Genomic DNA, 14,423 nt, shown 5'->3' with positions numbered 1-14,423 from the left:
CGTCGAAGGACCGTGCGCTGAGGGAAACTGAGGGGACGCAGGAGATGAACCACCGCGAATCGGGCGACGCGCCTGACGGTACGCCGGAGCAGCCGGTGTCGGAGCGCTCACCTGAGCAGCTCCCATCCGATCGGCAGGCTCAGGATGAGGGGGCAACCGCGGAGTGGGCCGCGACAACCGAGCTCCCCGCTGACGAGTGGGCCGCGACCACTCAGCTGCCCGAGGCCGACACGGCAGCGGACTCTGAGTCGCCGACCGAGGCGTTGCCCGCGACGGACGCTGGCCCACTCCCGGGCGGGACGACTGCGCCGCCTCCCGGACCGGGTGCCCCTCCCGCCGCAGTCTGGGGCGCGCAGGGCAACGGGGCCGACGAGCCTGGCCCCGCAACCCCGACGCCCCCGTCGCCCACCGGAGGCTATGTCCGGGCCGTCTTCGGGCCGCAGGGCCTTGTGACCACGGCGTGGATCGTGGCGGTGCCGCTCGTGCTCGGTCTCGTTTCGGCAGCGTGCCTGCTGGGTGCTCTCGGCGCGACGACGGGGGAGATGCCCGACTTCGCCACGGCCGCCGCGGCGATTCTCGTCGCCCTCGGTCTCGTGCTCGGTGGCGGAGTGAGTGCGCGCGGCGATATCGACGCCGGCTTCTTCTCCGCGAGCGGCTCGGCCGCGATCACGGTGTTCGCCCTCGGCACGCTCGTCGCGGTGAGCGCGACGACGGTGCTGGTCGCGAAGCTCCGTGCCCGGCGCGAGGCCGCAGGCCCTTCGACTGTCGCGGAGCTCGCGCGCGCCGCCATTGAGGCTGGCTTCGCGGGGATCCTGATTCTGCTGCTGACGCTCTTCGCGTCACTCGGCGATGCCGCCGGTCTGTCGGGTCTCGTGATCAGATCGCGGGCGCCACTGGCCCTCCTGGTGGTGTTCCTCGTAGTGGGCGTCACGCTTTTCCTCACGCGGGAATCCGCGCGGCGTCGTGCACTGGGGCTGCCCGATGGGCGCTGGGCACGCCCGTTCCGAGAAGCCGTGCGCTACTTCGGTGTTCAGTTCGCTCTGTTCGGGCTGGTCGCGCTCGTCGGCGCAGTGGTCATCGCAGTGCGGGCGGAGAGCATCGGCGCATTCTTCGCACACCTGCCGTTCCTCGGCAACGTGGCCGGGATCGCCGCAGCTCTCGGCCACCTCGGGGGCGTCACCGCTGCGAGCGGCTTCACGGGGACGGAGATGGGGCTCGCCTGGGATCTCCTGGGTTGGCACAGCGCCTGGCTCATTGCGGCAGCGGTCATCGGCATCGTCGTCGGTGCGGTCTTCGTCGGAGCGCGACGCCCGTATGCGACCCATCCCCAGATGCGCCGTCCTGACTGGAAACGCATCTGGCAGCTGCCCCTCGTCGTGTTTGCGATCTGGTGCGTGTTGGCCCTCGGCGTCCTCGGGGCGCGGGCGAGCGGCCAGCTCTCGAGCATGATGGATCTCGTCGGAGCAGGATCGGTGGGACTCGCCTGGTACGTGCCGTTCGCGATGGCGATCGCCGCCGCCGCGACCTCGCTGCTCGCAGAGTTCGCCCCGCTCTGGCTCGCCCGGGTGAACCCGGCTTGGGCCGCCGCGCTCGCGGCACCCGTCGCCGGCGTGCCGTTCGCGTCCGCTGAGACGGTGCCGCAAGCGACGGCGCCTCACACGACGCCTGGCCAGGGGTTCGCGCCCCCGGCAGGTTTCGCTGCGGCTGCCCCGGGCGCGGCCCCGGCCGGGCCGGCGCCAGCGCCTCAACCGATGTCGCGCAAGGCGAAGGGCACCCTCATCGCGGTGCTCGCGTCGGTGGTGGGGGTCGGCGTTCTGATCGGCGCGACCGCGATCACAGTCGCCGTGCTGAACGGGCAGCGTGATCCCGCGACTGCGGTGGAGGACTACCTCTCACTCCTCGAGGACGGAAAGGCCGAGGCGGCCACCGAGCTCGTCGATCCCGGCCTGCAGAACGCGGACCGCGAACTGCTGACCGACGAGGTCATGGCCGGAGCGATCCACCGCATCGAGGTGGTCGACGTCACGACCGAGAACCGCTCCGAAGGGACGGCTACGGTCACCGCGACGCTGTCGCTCGACGGAGAACGGTTCGAGCACACCTTCCCGGTCGTCGAAGGGGACAAGGAACTTCTCTTCCTGGACACCTGGGAGCTTCGCGAGCCGCTCCTGGTGCCGGTGACGCTCGAGTCGGACGGTGCCGAGACGATCACGGTCGGCGACGCCGAGGTGCAGCTCGAATCAAGCGGCGACTCCGGCTTCTGGGGCGGCAGCTACCCGACCCGCGAGCTCATGGTCTACCCAGGCGTCTATCCGGTCGGCGGCGTCGAGAACGAGTTCGTCACGACGTCGGAGGAAGAGCTGCGCGCGCTTCCCGGCAACGGCGAGTGGGCGAGCGTGGCGGTCGAGAGTGCACCGAACGAGGCGTTCGAGGCAGCGATCCTGGAGCAGGTGCAGGCGCGCATCACCCAGTGCACCGAGGTGCCGACCAACATGGATGATGAGTGCCCCTACCTGACGCAGGATGACGACCTCGATGAGCTCACGGTGGTGTCGCAGGCCGAGGGGTTCGACGAGATCTCGCTGACGGACTTCGTGGCGAGTGAGGCCGAGATCGCCGTGCGAGCGAATCCTTCCACGTTCGACGAGGATCCCGACCTGGAGGAGACCTCGTTCACCGCATCGGGCGAGATCGAGATCATCGACGGCAAGCCCACGGTCACCGAGATCAGCCTCGGAGGCGGCTTCTGGTGGTGAGTCGTGGGGGTGCGGCGCTCGCCGCCGCGCCCCCACAACTCCGCCCGGTCAGAGGACGGCGGCGAGGAAGTCCTTCGTGCGCTGCTCGATCGGGTTGCTGAAGAGCTGATCGGGTTCGCCCTCCTCGACGATGCGGCCGCCGTCGAACATGAGGACCCGGTTCGAGACGTCGCGGGCGAACTGCATCTCGTGGGTGACGATGAGCATGGTGACGTCGGTCTCCTCGGCGATGGTGCGGAGGATGTTCAGCACTTCGCCGACCACCTCGGGATCGAGGGCGCTGGTGACCTCGTCGAGGAGCAGGATCTCGGGATCCATGGCGAGGGCTCGCGCGATGGCGATGCGCTGCTGCTGGCCGCCCGAGAGCTGGGAGGGGTGGGCGTTCGCCTTCTCGGGGAGTCCGACCTTCTCGAGCAGTTCGTGGGCGCGGCGCTTAGCGTCGGCCTTCGGTACGCCGAGCACGTGGACGGGACCTTCGATGATGTTCTCGAGCACCGTCATGTTCGGGAAGAGGTTGAACTGCTGGAAGACCATGCCGATCCGCTTGCGGGTGGCGGTCCGATCCTTCTCTTTCACCGCGACGCGCTTCCCGTCGCGCTCGACGTGGGTGAGCGGTCGCCCGTCGATGAGGATGTACCCCTCGTTCGCCTCCTCGAGCGTCATGACGAGGCGCAGGATCGTGGTCTTCCCAGACCCGCTGGGACCGATCAGGGTGACGCGGTCGCCCTTGCGGACCGCGAAGTTCAGGTCGTCGAGCACGACGTGGTCGCCGAAGCGCTTCTGCACGTGCTCGAACCGGATCGCGGGCGTCGTGCCGTCGGGGATCTCGATGGCACCGGTGTGCGTGTCAGGTCTGGTAGGCAAGTCGCTTCTCCAATTTCCCGATGAGGAGTGAGGTGGGGTAGCTGGCGAGCAGGAAGATGACGCCGGCGATGGTGATCGCCTCGAGGTAGCGGAAGTGCTGGCCGCCGAACAGCTGGGCGGCGCGCACGAGCTCCGTCACCGTGATCGCCATGAGGAACGGTGTGTCCTTGAACATCGCGATGACGTAGTTGCCGAGCGACGGGATCGTCGCGCGCAGCGCCTGTGGAATGATGACGGCGACCCAGGTGCGCTGCTTCGACATGCTGAGCGCCGTCGTCGCCTCCCACTGACCCTGCGGCACCGAGTCGATGCCGGCGCGGTAGCTCTCCGCCATATAGGTGGCGTAGTGGATGCCGAAGATCACGATGCCCATGGTGAGCGGCGAGACGCTCGTGAAGAGGTAGTAGGCGAACAGCAGCTGCACGACGATCGGCGTCATGCGGATGAAGTTCACGATGAAGGCGAGGATGCCCGAGAAGGGCTGGGGGAGGCTGCGACGCGCGATCGCGATGACGAGGCCGAGTACGGCGGCGATGGCGCTGCCGACGACCGTGACGAGCAGCGTCACCTTCACGAAGGCCTGCAGCAGGATCGGCAGGGCGTCGAGAGCGTAGTCCCAGTTCCAGAGTCCGTCGTTGTTCATCCGAGCTGGCCCGCCCCCTTCGAGTCGGGCGCCGGCGCCGCGAGCGCCTTGCGCATGGATCCGCCCTGCCCGAGCCGGTGCTTCGCGCGGATCTCGAGCGCGCTCATGCCGAGGTGGAGGACGTAGGCGATGATGAAGTACAGGATCAACCCCAGCGAGTAGGCGAAGAACACATCGGTGTCGATCCGGAGCTTGTCGAGCGACGCCGTGAGGTCGAACATCGTGATGAAGCTCACGATCGCCGTGCCCTTGAGGAGGAGGATCAGGAGGTTGTCGAGTGAGGGCAGCATGAGGGCCCACGCCTGCGGGAAGATGACGCGACGCATCCGGTGCACGGGGGACATGCTGAGGGCGACGGTCGCCTCCCACTGCCCGCGCGGCACCGAGTTCAGCGACCCGCGGACCACCTCAGCGCCATAAGCGCCGTAGTTCAGACCGAGGCCGAGGATCCCGACCAGGATCGGCGACAGCTCGACCCCGAATAGCGGCAGCACGAAGAACAGGAAGAACAGCTGGACGACGAGCGAAGTGCCGCGGAAGAACTCGATGACGAACCGGGCGAGTCCGCGGATCAGGATCTTCTGGGCGCGGGCCATGAGGCCGAGCACGATCGCTACGACGAGCGCGAGCGCGGCGCCGCCGAGGGTGAGGGTCAGGGTGATCCCCATCCCCTCGAGGATCCTCGGCAGCGCTCGCGCGAGCGCCTCAAAATTCTCGGTCACGCGACGCGGTTCCGCCGTTAGCCGAGTTCACCCGAGCAGAGCTGCTCGGTGGTGAGGTCGGCCGGAGGCAGGTTCTCCGCCGTGAAGCCGAAGTCCTCGACGAGGTCGAGGTAGGACTGCTCATCGCTCGTGATGGTGGCGAGCTGCTCGTTGTACGCCTCGAGGAGCTCGGTGTCGTCCTGGCGGAACACGGTCGCGCCTGCGCCGATCTGCTCGACGCCGTCGATGACCTGGACGTAGGGCTCGGTCGCCTCGACATCGTCCATGCCCTCCGTCATCCAGTTGAGCGAAACGCCCGTGAGCGCGAACGCGTCGGCGCGCCCGCTCTGGACGGCCTCGATGCCCGACTGGGTGTCGTCGACGGTGATGGTGTTCGAGATGCCGAGATCCTGGGCGTAACCCTCCTCGATCGCTCCAGACTGCACGGCGAGGGTGACGTCGTCGTTCTGCGCCAGGACGTCATCGAGGGTCTCGAGCCCCTCGGGGTTTCCGGCGGGAACCGTGAGCGCCGTGGTGTACATGATCTCCGGGTCGCTGAATGCGGCCTGCTCGCAGCGCTCGGGGAGGATCGACATCCCGGCGCTGATCGCGTCGAAGCGTCCGGCGTTCAGGCCGGGGATCAGCGAGTTCCAGTCGACCTCCTGCACCTCGATGTTGTCGACGCCGAGGCCGGAGAAGATCTGCTCGTGCATGGCGATGGTGGCACCCGTGGGCTCCCCGTCGTCGCCGACCCAGGAGTACGGCCGCTCCTCGGCGATCGCGAGTGTGACAGTGCCCTCGTCCTGGATCTTCTCGAGGGTGTTGCCCGAGGCCTCATCGCCTCCTCCGCCGCCTGAGCATGCGGTCAGCCCCAGTGCTGCGACGCCGGCGACGGCCAGGGCGATCCTCGTGTGCGTGCGTGTTGCGGTCATTACGTGCCTGTCTTCCTCATCGTCGTGGTGCGGCGGTGGACTCAGTGGAGCGCTCGCCGGACCCGCTGCGGTGCGAACGGACGCCACGATACGGAACGGGTGCTGCCGAGTAAAGGCACTTGCGGCCCCAACCCCCGGTTCAGTTGTGCAATCGTTACTCGGCGGGCGGCTCTTATCAAAAAGGCCGATGGGAGGCCAGAAATGCTCGCAGGTGCGTGTCGCGGAACAGGGATCCCACCATGTGAAACCCGTGGGGGCGAGGGGAGGCCCGGGTGGGTAGACTGGAACACCATGAGCGTTCACGAAGACGTGCCCGTCCGGATGCGAGCCGATGTCCTGTCGGTCCCCGCCTATCGGCAGGGTGCCGCCCCGACCCGTCCCGGCTACAAACTCTCGAGTAACGAGAACCCGTTCGATCCGCTGCCCAGCGTGCTCGCGGCGATCCAGGGGCGTTCAGACATCAACCGCTACGCGGCCGCCGCGATGCCCGACCTCCGCGAGTCGATCGCCGCCAAATTCGGGGTGACCGCCGACCGCGTCCACCTGGCAGCGGGATCGGTCGCGATCCTCTACCAACTCGTCCACGCCGCCGCGACGACGGGGGACGAGTACCTGCACGCCTGGCCGAGCTTCGAGGCGTACCCGTCGCTCGGACTCGCCTCAGGGGCGAGCGCCGTGCGCGTGCCACTCACCGGGGCGGCCGAGCACGACCTCGACGCCATGGCCGATGCCATCACCGACCGCACCCGCGTGATCCTCGTCTGCTCGCCCAACAACCCGACCGGGCCGGCGGTGCGCCGGGCGGACTTCGACCGCTTCATGGCGCGGGTCCCCGCGACGACGCTCGTCGTACTCGACGAGGCGTACCGCGAGTTCGTGACCGACCCCGAGGCAGTGCGCGGCGAGGACGTGCTCGCCGAGTACCCGAACCTCGTGGTGCTCCGCACGTTCTCGAAGGCCTACGGCCTCGCCGGGCTCCGCATCGGCTACGCCGTCGGGCACCCCGCGATCCTGTCCGCCGCCGCCACCACGGCGATCCCGCTCTCCGTCACCGGCCTCGCCGATGTCGCAGCGCGCGCCTCACTCACCCCCGAAGCGCAGGCCGAGCACGACCAGCGGATCACCGAGATCGTGACCAGGCGCGACGCGCTCGTCGCCGGACTCGCGGACCTCGGGGTGCGCGTGCCGCAGGCCCAGGGCAACTTCATCTGGATCCCCGAGGGGGAGCGGGGCATCGACACGGCAGCGCTCGCTGCAGCGTTCTCGGAGAGCGGGACGCTGGTGCGCCCGTTCCCCGGCGAAGGTGTGCGCATCTCGGTCGGAGAGCGCGAGAGCGTCGACGAGGTGCTGCGTATCGTGGGGGCGTTCCTGGGCGAGTGAGCGCATATCCCGGCATCGCGATGACCCCCGATTACACTGGGTCGAGATGACCGAGCAGTTCATACCCCCCGCACCGCAGGCCGACGGCGACCCCGAGCCCGTCCGGTTCCTCGACGACGCCGGCGCGTACGCTCCCTCCGCGACGGCGGCGGAGTTCGCCCAGGAGTTGGACGCGGCGACCGAGGACGATCTGCGGCAGTGGTATCGCGACATGGTGATGACGCGGGCGTTCGACACCGAGTGCACGCACTTGCAGCGGCAGGGTCAGCTCGCGCTGTGGGTGCCGAGCGTGGGGCAGGAGGGCTGCCAGGTCGGCCTCGCCCGCGCCGCCGAACCTCAGGACCACATCTTCCCCGCGTACCGCGAGCACCTCGTCGCTCACGTCCGTGGAGTGAACCTGCTGGACGTCGCGGCGCAGTTCCGCGGTCTGACGCACGGCGGGTGGGACGTCACCGATCCCGCGCACGGCAACTTCCACCTCTACACGCTCGTGCTCGGGGCGCAGACGCAGCACGCGACCGGGTACGCGCTCAGCCAGGTGCTCGATGCGAAGCGTCGCGCGGGAAGCACATCACTCGATGCCGGTGAGCCCGCCATCGAGACAGGTGATGCGACCATGGTGTTCTACGGCGACGGAACGACGAGCCAGGGCGACGCTAACGAGTCGCTGATCTTCGCCGCCAGCTACCAGACCCCCGAGGTCTTCGTCGTGCAGAACAACCGCTGGGCGATCTCGGTTCCCGTGACCAGGCAGTCGCGCACCCCCCTGTACCGGCGTGCGCTCGGCTTCGGCATGCGCAGCGTGCAGATCGACGGCAACGACCCGCTCGCCGCGTTCGCGGTGGGGCGACGCTTCCTCCGCGAGGCCCGCACCGGCGGTGGGCCGGGCTACATCGAGGCGCTCACGTACCGGATCGGTGCGCACACCACGAGCGACGACCCGACGCGGTACCGCGAGGCGGGCGAGCTCGAGGAGTGGCAGCTGCGTGACCCGATCGCGCGATTCGAGGGCTACCTGCGTTCGCTCGGCGTCGAGGACGCCTTCTTCGAGGAGACCCGTGCGTGGGCGACCGCCGAGGCGCGGACGATCCGCGACGGGATCCTCACGCTTCCCGAGCCCGAGGCCGACTCGATGTTCGCCCACGTCTACTCCGAGCCCCACCCGCGCATCGAGGAGCAGCGCGAGTGGCTCGCCCGCTACGAGTCGTCGTTCGCCGAGACGGATGGAGAGCGCGCATGAGCGTGATCGCCGAGACCGAGGCGCCAGCGGGCGTCACGACCCTGACCGAGCGCACCACACTGCCGCTCGCGCGCGCCATCAACGAGGGCTTGCGTGCGGCGATGGCCGACGACGACCGCGTCATCCTCATGGGGGAGGACATCGGCCCGCTCGGAGGCGTCTTCCGGGTGACCGATAAGCTCCAGGCCGATTTCGGATCGGCTCGAGTGCTCGACACCCCGCTCGCCGAGGCCGGCATTGTCGGAAGCGCCATCGGCCTCGCGATGAACGGGTACCGCCCCGTGCTCGAGATCCAGTTCGACGGCTTCATCTTCCCGGCTTTCAACCAGATCGTGACGCAGCTCGCGAAGATCACGAGCCGTCACGACGGCACCCTCTCGATGCCGATCGTGATCCGCGTGCCATACGGCGGGCACATCGGCGCCGTCGAGCACCATCAGGAGAGCCCCGAGGCGTACTTCGCGCACACGCCGGGTCTGCGGGTCGTCGCACCCTCGACGCCGAACGACGCCTACTGGATGATCCAGCAGGCGATCGCCTCGCCCGATCCGGTGCTGTTCTTCGAGCCGAAGGCGAAGTACTGGCAGAAGGGCGAGGTGGATCCCTCTGCCCCGTCCGCGCCCCTGCACGCGACCCGTGTCGCGCGCGAGGGCACCGACGTCACCGTCGTCGGCCACGGCGCCATGGTGACGACGCTGCTCCAGGCGGCGGAGGTCGCGCAGTCGGAGGGGGTGAGCCTCGAGGTCGTCGACCTGCGGAGCGTCTCGCCGATCGACTACGAGCCGTTACTCGCGTCCGTCCGGAAGACGGGGCGTGTGGTCGTGGCGCAGGAGGCGCAGGGCGGTGCGAGCGTCGGCGGTGAGATCGCGGCGCACATCGGTGAGCACGCGTTCTACTCGCTGCAGGCACCGGTGCTCCGCGTCTCCGGGTACGACGTGCCCTTCCCGCCGGCAAAGCTCGAGGGCGTCTATCTGCCCGACGCTGATCGTGTGCTCGAGGCCGTCGACCGCACCATGCACTACTGAGACAGAATCCAGCACCGAGGAGCATCGATGACCGACATGACGTTCCCCCTTCCCGACGTCGGGGAGGGGCTCACCGAAGCGGAGATCGTCACGTGGCACGTCGCCCCGGGTGACGCCGTCGAGCTCAACCAGGTGATCTGCGAGATCGAGACCGCGAAGTCGCTCGTGGAGCTCCCCTCGCCCTTCACGGGGACCGTGACCGAACTCATCGCCGCCGTGGGCGAGACGGTGCCGGTGGGGGAGCCGATCCTGCGCGTGCGCACCGGTGAAGACGGCGAACCCGACGTGCGCGACGGTGCCGGGGCGGTCGGCGAGGTCGGAGACGATGCCGCGGCCGCCGCGGGCGACGCCGAGACCCGCGAGGCCGTCGCCGACGCCACCGCGAGCGTCACCCGCGAATCCGAGGACGAGGGCGGAGCCGTGCTCGTCGGTTACGGCACAGCCGGATCGGTCAAGAGCCGCCGCCGTCGCGGAGGCGAGCCGCTGCTCACGGGATCGCCGATCCATCAGGCGCCGATCCCGGTCGCCGAGGCCACCCCGATCATTGCGAAGCCGCCGATCCGCAAGCTCGCGAAGGATCTCGGCGTCGACCTCAGTGCGGTGAACGGCTCGGGTATCGCCGGGGAGATCCTGCGCGACGACGTCGTGCGCGGTGCGACGCAGGCGAGCCTCTTCCGCAACATCTCGACGCCCGAGGCGTCGCCTGCGCGTGAAGAGCGCGTGCCGCTCAAGGGCATGCGCAAGCAGATCGCGAAGGCGATGGTCGAGAGCGCGTTCGAAGCACCGCACGTGAGCGTCTTCACGGACGTCGATGCCACCCGCACCATGGAGTTCGTCAAGCGGCTGAAGAGCTCGCCCGACTTCGCGGGCGTCAAGGTTTCGCCGCTCCTCATCTTCGCGAAGGCGATGCTGTGGGCCGTGCGCCGCAGTCCCGAGGTGAACTCGACGTTCACCGAGACCGAGATCATCCGCCACCACTTCGTGAACCTCGGCATCGCGGCGGCGACCCCCCGCGGCCTCGTCGTGCCGAACATCAAGGACGCGCAGGATCTCAGCCTGCTCGACCTCGCCCGCGCGATCGAGCAGCTCACGATCACCGCCCGCGATGGACGCACCCAGCCCGCCGAGATGCAGCACGGCACGATCACGATCACGAACATCGGAGTGTTCGGCATGGACTTCGGCACGCCGATCCTGAACCCCGGCGAGTGCGGCATCATGGCGATGGGCACGATCCGCGAGAAGCCGTGGGTCGTCGACGGCGAGGTGCGCCCCCGTATGGTGACGACGGTGGGCGGCTCGTTCGACCACCGCATCGTGGACGGGGACGTCGTGTCTCGCTTCGTCGCCGACGTCGCGTCGGTGCTCGAGGAGCCCGCGCTGCTGCTCGACTAGAGGCGTGGAGAGCCTCCCGAAGGGCGGAAAATCCGGCTACGTGGGATTTGCGTAACTCCCGATTCGGCGCGCAGCGCTCGTGAGACGATCAGATCGCTCGGTTCATCGACGACCGGGCATCAGGGGTCTTGATCGGTGAACACCGGTCTCACGAATTGGGGTACGACGTGCGCGGCATTGTTCTCGCCGGTGGTTCCGGCACGCGCTTGTGGCCGATCACGCGCGGCATCTCGAAGCAGCTCATGCCCGTGTACGACAAGCCGATGGTGTTCTACCCGCTGAGCACGCTCATGGCCGCGGGGATCCGCGAGGTGCTCGTCATCACGACCCCCGAGTACCACGCCCAGTTCCGGGCACTGCTCGGCGACGGGTCGGCGTGGGGCATGCGGCTGGAGTACGCCGTGCAGCCGTCACCCGAGGGCCTGGCGCAGGCCTTCGTCATCGGGGAGGACTTCTTGGACGGGGACGACGCTGCGCTCGTGCTCGGCGACAACCTCTTCCACGGCAGCGGCCTGGGTACGGCTCTGCAGGAGCACGCCGACATCGACGGGGCGCGGATCTTCGCCTATCACGTGGCGAACCCCCGCGCGTACGGCGTCGTCGAGTTCGACGAGGCCGGCCGGGCGCTCTCGATCGAGGAGAAGCCGGAGCGTCCGAAGAGCAACTACGCCGTGCCAGGACTGTACTTCTACGACAACGACGTCGTCGAGATCGCGAAGGGCATCACGCCGAGCGAACGGGGGGAACTCGAGATCTCCGCCGTGAACGAGCACTATCTGCGGGCAGGGAAGCTGCAGGTGCAGGTGCTCGACCGCGGCACGGCGTGGCTCGACACCGGCACCTTCGAGTCGATGATGCAGGCCGCGGATTACGTGCGCGTCATCGAGGAGCGGCAGGGCCTGAAGATCGGGTGCGTCGAGGAGCTCGCGTGGCGCAACGGATGGATCGACGACGCCCAGCTCGCCGATCTGGCCGCTCCGCTCGTGAAGAGCGGATACGGCAACTACCTCCTCCGGCTTCTGAGGGACGCCCGATGAGTGGGCAGCGGTTCCTCGTGACGGGCGGGGCAGGGTTCATCGGCTCCAACTTCGTGCACTACCTCATGGAGCACACTGATGCCACGGTGACGGTTCTCGACAAGTTCACCTACGCGGGCAACGCGGCATCGTTGGACGGTCTCCCGGCGCATCGCGTGCGCGTCGTGCGGGGAGACATCTGCGACACGGAACTCGTCGATGAGCTGGTCAGCGGAGCTGATGTCGTCGTGCACTACGCCGCAGAATCGCACAACGACAACTCGTTGCGCGATCCGCAGCCGTTCGTGGAGACCAACCTCGGCGGGACATTCGCGCTGCTCGAGGCCGTACGCCGGCACGATCGGCGCTACCACCACATCTCGACCGACGAGGTCTACGGCGACCTCGAACTCGACGACCCTGCTCGGTTCACCGAGCGGACGCCCTACCGCCCGTCGTCGCCGTACTCCTCGACGAAGGCGGGGAGCGATCTGCTCGTGCGGGCGTGGGTCCGCTCCTTCGGCGTCAGGGCCACCATCTCGAACTGCTCGAACAACTACGGGCCCAGGCAGCACGTCGAGAAATTCATTCCCCGGCAGATCACGAATGTGCTCTGCGGCGAGCGGCCCCGGCTCTACGGCGACGGACGCAATGTGCGGGACTGGATCCACGCCGACGATCACTCGTCGGCGGTGCTGCGCATCATCGAGGCAGGGAGGATCGGCGAGACCTATCTCATCGGGGCGGACGGTGAACGGGACAACCGATCGGTGCTCGAGCTGATCCTCACGACGATGGGGGAGCGGATCGACGCCTACGACCGGGTCCCCGACCGGGCGGGGCACGACCTCCGCTACGCGATCGACGGGACGAAGCTCAAGGAGGAGCTCGGGTGGCGGCCGGTGATGAGCGACTTCGAGCGAGGGATCCGCGCGACCGTCGACTGGTATCGCGACCACGAGAACTGGTGGCGGCCCCAGAAGGCGACGACCGAGGCGCAGTATCGGGAGCGGGAGCTGCAGCGATGAACGCCGGTCAGACACCTCGGAAGCTCGCGCTCCGCGAGACCGCCATCCCCGGGCTGCGGATCGTGGACCTCCCCGTGCACGGCGACAATCGCGGCTGGTTCAAGGAGAACTGGCAGCGGGAGAAGATGGTGGCGCTCGGCCTGCCCGACTTCGGGCCCGTGCAGAACAACATCTCCTTCAATGCGATGCGCGGAACCACCCGTGGCATCCACGCCGAACCGTGGGACAAGTACGTGTCGGTCGCGGCGGGGCGGATCTTCGGGGCATGGGTAGACCTGCGGGAGGGGGACTCGTTCGGTACGGTCGTGACCGCAGAGCTCGACCCGTCGACCGCAGTCTTCGTGCCGCGGGGGGTCGGCAACGCCTACCAGACGCTGGAGGACGGCACCGCGTACGTCTATCTCGTGAACGAGCACTGGAGCGCGGAGGCGCAGGCGGCGTACACGTTCGTGAATCTTGCGGACGAGACCGCAGGGATCGCCTGGCCGATCCCACTGGAGCACACTGAGCGCTCCGTGCGCGACCTCGGGCACCCCCGACTCGGCGAGGTCACGCCGATGCGACCGAGGCGCACGCTCGTGCTCGGTGCCGACGGTCAACTCGGTCGCGCGCTGCAGAGCGAGATGCCCGACGCCGACTTCGCGGGGCGCTCCCGCATCGATCTGCGCGACCCGGCGACGCTCGACGCGGTGCGCTGGAGCGACTACGACACCGTGATCAACGCCGCCGCCTACACGGCGGTCGACGCGGCTGAAACCCCGGAGGGCCGCGCCGAGTGCTGGGCCGTGAACGTGACGGGTCTGGCCGAACTCGTCGCGCTGACGGCCCGTCACCGCCTGACCCTCGTGCACGTCTCGAGCGACTACGTGTTCGACGGGATGAAGAGCGGACCGTACGCGGAGACCGACCCGGTCGCGCCGCTCGGGGTCTACGGGCAGACGAAGGCCGCCGGGGAATCGCTCGTCGGGCTGCTCGCCGACCACTACATCGTGCGCACGAGCTGGGTGGTCGGGGACGGCGACAACTTCGTCAGCACGATGGCGAAGCTCGCCGAGTGCGGAGTCGATCCCTCCGTCGTCGACGATCAGGTGGGCCGACTCACCTTCGCCGCGGACCTCGCCGCCGCGATCCGGTATCTCCTCGGTGCGCGTCCGGCCAGGGGGATCTATCAGGTCACCGGGTCAGGGGCGCCCAGCAGCTGGGCAGACATCGCCCGGAGCGTCTTCGCACTGCTCGGACACGACCCGGCGAGGGTCACCGGTGTCTCGACCGAGTACTACTTCGGTGGCAAGCAGGCCGCTCCCAGGCCGCGGAACAGCCTGCTGTCGCTCGACCGGATCAGCGCGACCGGGTTCGCGCCGCGCGACGCCGCGGACTCGCTGGCGGACTACCTCGAACCGCTCATCGCCGCACCGGCTGGCACCGGACAGGAAGGCTGAACCA

General features: G+C 68.6%; 12 protein-coding genes. 8 read left to right on the top strand and 4 right to left on the bottom strand.

Annotated features, from left to right (window positions below):
- Positions 1 to 44 precede the first annotated feature (44 nt).
- The gene (locus tag K8P10_RS15175) at positions 45 to 2,756 is read left to right on the top strand and encodes a YwaF family protein (RefSeq protein WP_224779715.1); all 2,712 of its coding nucleotides are present in this window, start codon (positions 45 to 47) and stop codon (positions 2,754 to 2,756) included.
- Positions 2,757 to 2,804: 48 nt separating this feature from the next.
- Here K8P10_RS15175 and ehuA read toward each other — a convergent pair whose 3' ends face one another.
- The 4 genes from ehuA to ehuB form a co-directional block, all read right to left on the bottom strand.
- Positions 2,805 to 3,542 (bottom strand): ectoine/hydroxyectoine ABC transporter ATP-binding protein EhuA, encoded by a 738-nt coding sequence (gene ehuA / locus K8P10_RS15170; RefSeq protein ID WP_370632018.1) that lies wholly within the window; start codon positions 3,540 to 3,542, stop codon positions 2,805 to 2,807.
- 61 nt (positions 3,543 to 3,603) lie between these two features.
- Entirely contained in the window at positions 3,604 to 4,263 is a 660-nt protein-coding gene (ehuD, locus tag K8P10_RS15165; RefSeq protein WP_224779714.1) for an ectoine/hydroxyectoine ABC transporter permease subunit EhuD, read from the bottom strand.
- Positions 4,260 to 4,985, bottom strand: a complete 726-nt coding sequence (ehuC, locus tag K8P10_RS15160) for an ectoine/hydroxyectoine ABC transporter permease subunit EhuC (RefSeq protein ID WP_224779713.1) — start codon at positions 4,983 to 4,985, stop codon at positions 4,260 to 4,262. The genes ehuD and ehuC overlap by 4 nt, the downstream gene beginning before the upstream one ends.
- Before the next feature lie 17 nt (positions 4,986 to 5,002).
- Positions 5,003 to 5,896, bottom strand: coding sequence for an ectoine/hydroxyectoine ABC transporter substrate-binding protein EhuB (gene ehuB / locus K8P10_RS15155; RefSeq protein ID WP_224779712.1), 894 nt, complete (start codon positions 5,894 to 5,896; stop codon positions 5,003 to 5,005).
- 291 nt (positions 5,897 to 6,187) lie between these two features.
- Between ehuB and K8P10_RS15150 the strand changes: the two genes are divergently transcribed.
- From K8P10_RS15150 to K8P10_RS15120, 7 genes are all read left to right on the top strand, one after another.
- Positions 6,188 to 7,276 (top strand): histidinol-phosphate transaminase, encoded by a 1,089-nt coding sequence (locus tag K8P10_RS15150; protein WP_224779711.1) that lies wholly within the window; start codon positions 6,188 to 6,190, stop codon positions 7,274 to 7,276.
- 46 nt (positions 7,277 to 7,322) lie between these two features.
- Positions 7,323 to 8,516, top strand: a complete 1,194-nt coding sequence (locus K8P10_RS15145) for a thiamine pyrophosphate-dependent enzyme (RefSeq protein ID WP_224779710.1) — start codon at positions 7,323 to 7,325, stop codon at positions 8,514 to 8,516.
- On the top strand, positions 8,513 to 9,541 hold the full coding sequence (locus K8P10_RS15140; protein ID WP_224779709.1) for an alpha-ketoacid dehydrogenase subunit beta: 1,029 nt from the start codon (positions 8,513 to 8,515) through the stop codon (positions 9,539 to 9,541). Before K8P10_RS15145 ends, K8P10_RS15140 begins: the two co-directional genes overlap by 4 nt.
- A 27-nt stretch (positions 9,542 to 9,568) precedes the next feature.
- Positions 9,569 to 10,936 carry a dihydrolipoamide acetyltransferase family protein gene (locus tag K8P10_RS15135; protein WP_224779708.1) on the top strand — a complete coding sequence of 456 codons (1,368 nt, stop codon included), beginning with the start codon at positions 9,569 to 9,571 and terminating at the stop codon, positions 10,934 to 10,936.
- Positions 10,937 to 11,103: 167 nt separating this feature from the next.
- On the top strand, positions 11,104 to 11,973 hold the full coding sequence (rfbA, locus tag K8P10_RS15130; protein ID WP_224779707.1) for a glucose-1-phosphate thymidylyltransferase RfbA: 870 nt from the start codon (positions 11,104 to 11,106) through the stop codon (positions 11,971 to 11,973).
- A complete protein-coding gene (rfbB, locus tag K8P10_RS15125) occupies positions 11,970 to 12,980 on the top strand; it encodes a dTDP-glucose 4,6-dehydratase (RefSeq protein WP_224779706.1) in 1,011 nt (336 codons plus the stop codon). The genes rfbA and rfbB overlap by 4 nt, the downstream gene beginning before the upstream one ends.
- Entirely contained in the window at positions 12,977 to 14,419 is a 1,443-nt protein-coding gene (locus tag K8P10_RS15120) for a bifunctional dTDP-4-dehydrorhamnose 3,5-epimerase family protein/NAD(P)-dependent oxidoreductase (protein ID WP_224779705.1), read from the top strand. Before rfbB ends, K8P10_RS15120 begins: the two co-directional genes overlap by 4 nt.
- Positions 14,420 to 14,423: the final 4 nt, after the last annotated feature.

This window comes from Leucobacter sp. Psy1, assembly GCF_020096995.1.
GTDB lineage: Bacteria > Actinomycetota > Actinomycetes > Actinomycetales > Microbacteriaceae > Leucobacter.
The sequence above is the reverse complement of the archived record's forward strand: the minus strand, read 5'-3'. Positions and strand labels throughout refer to the sequence as shown.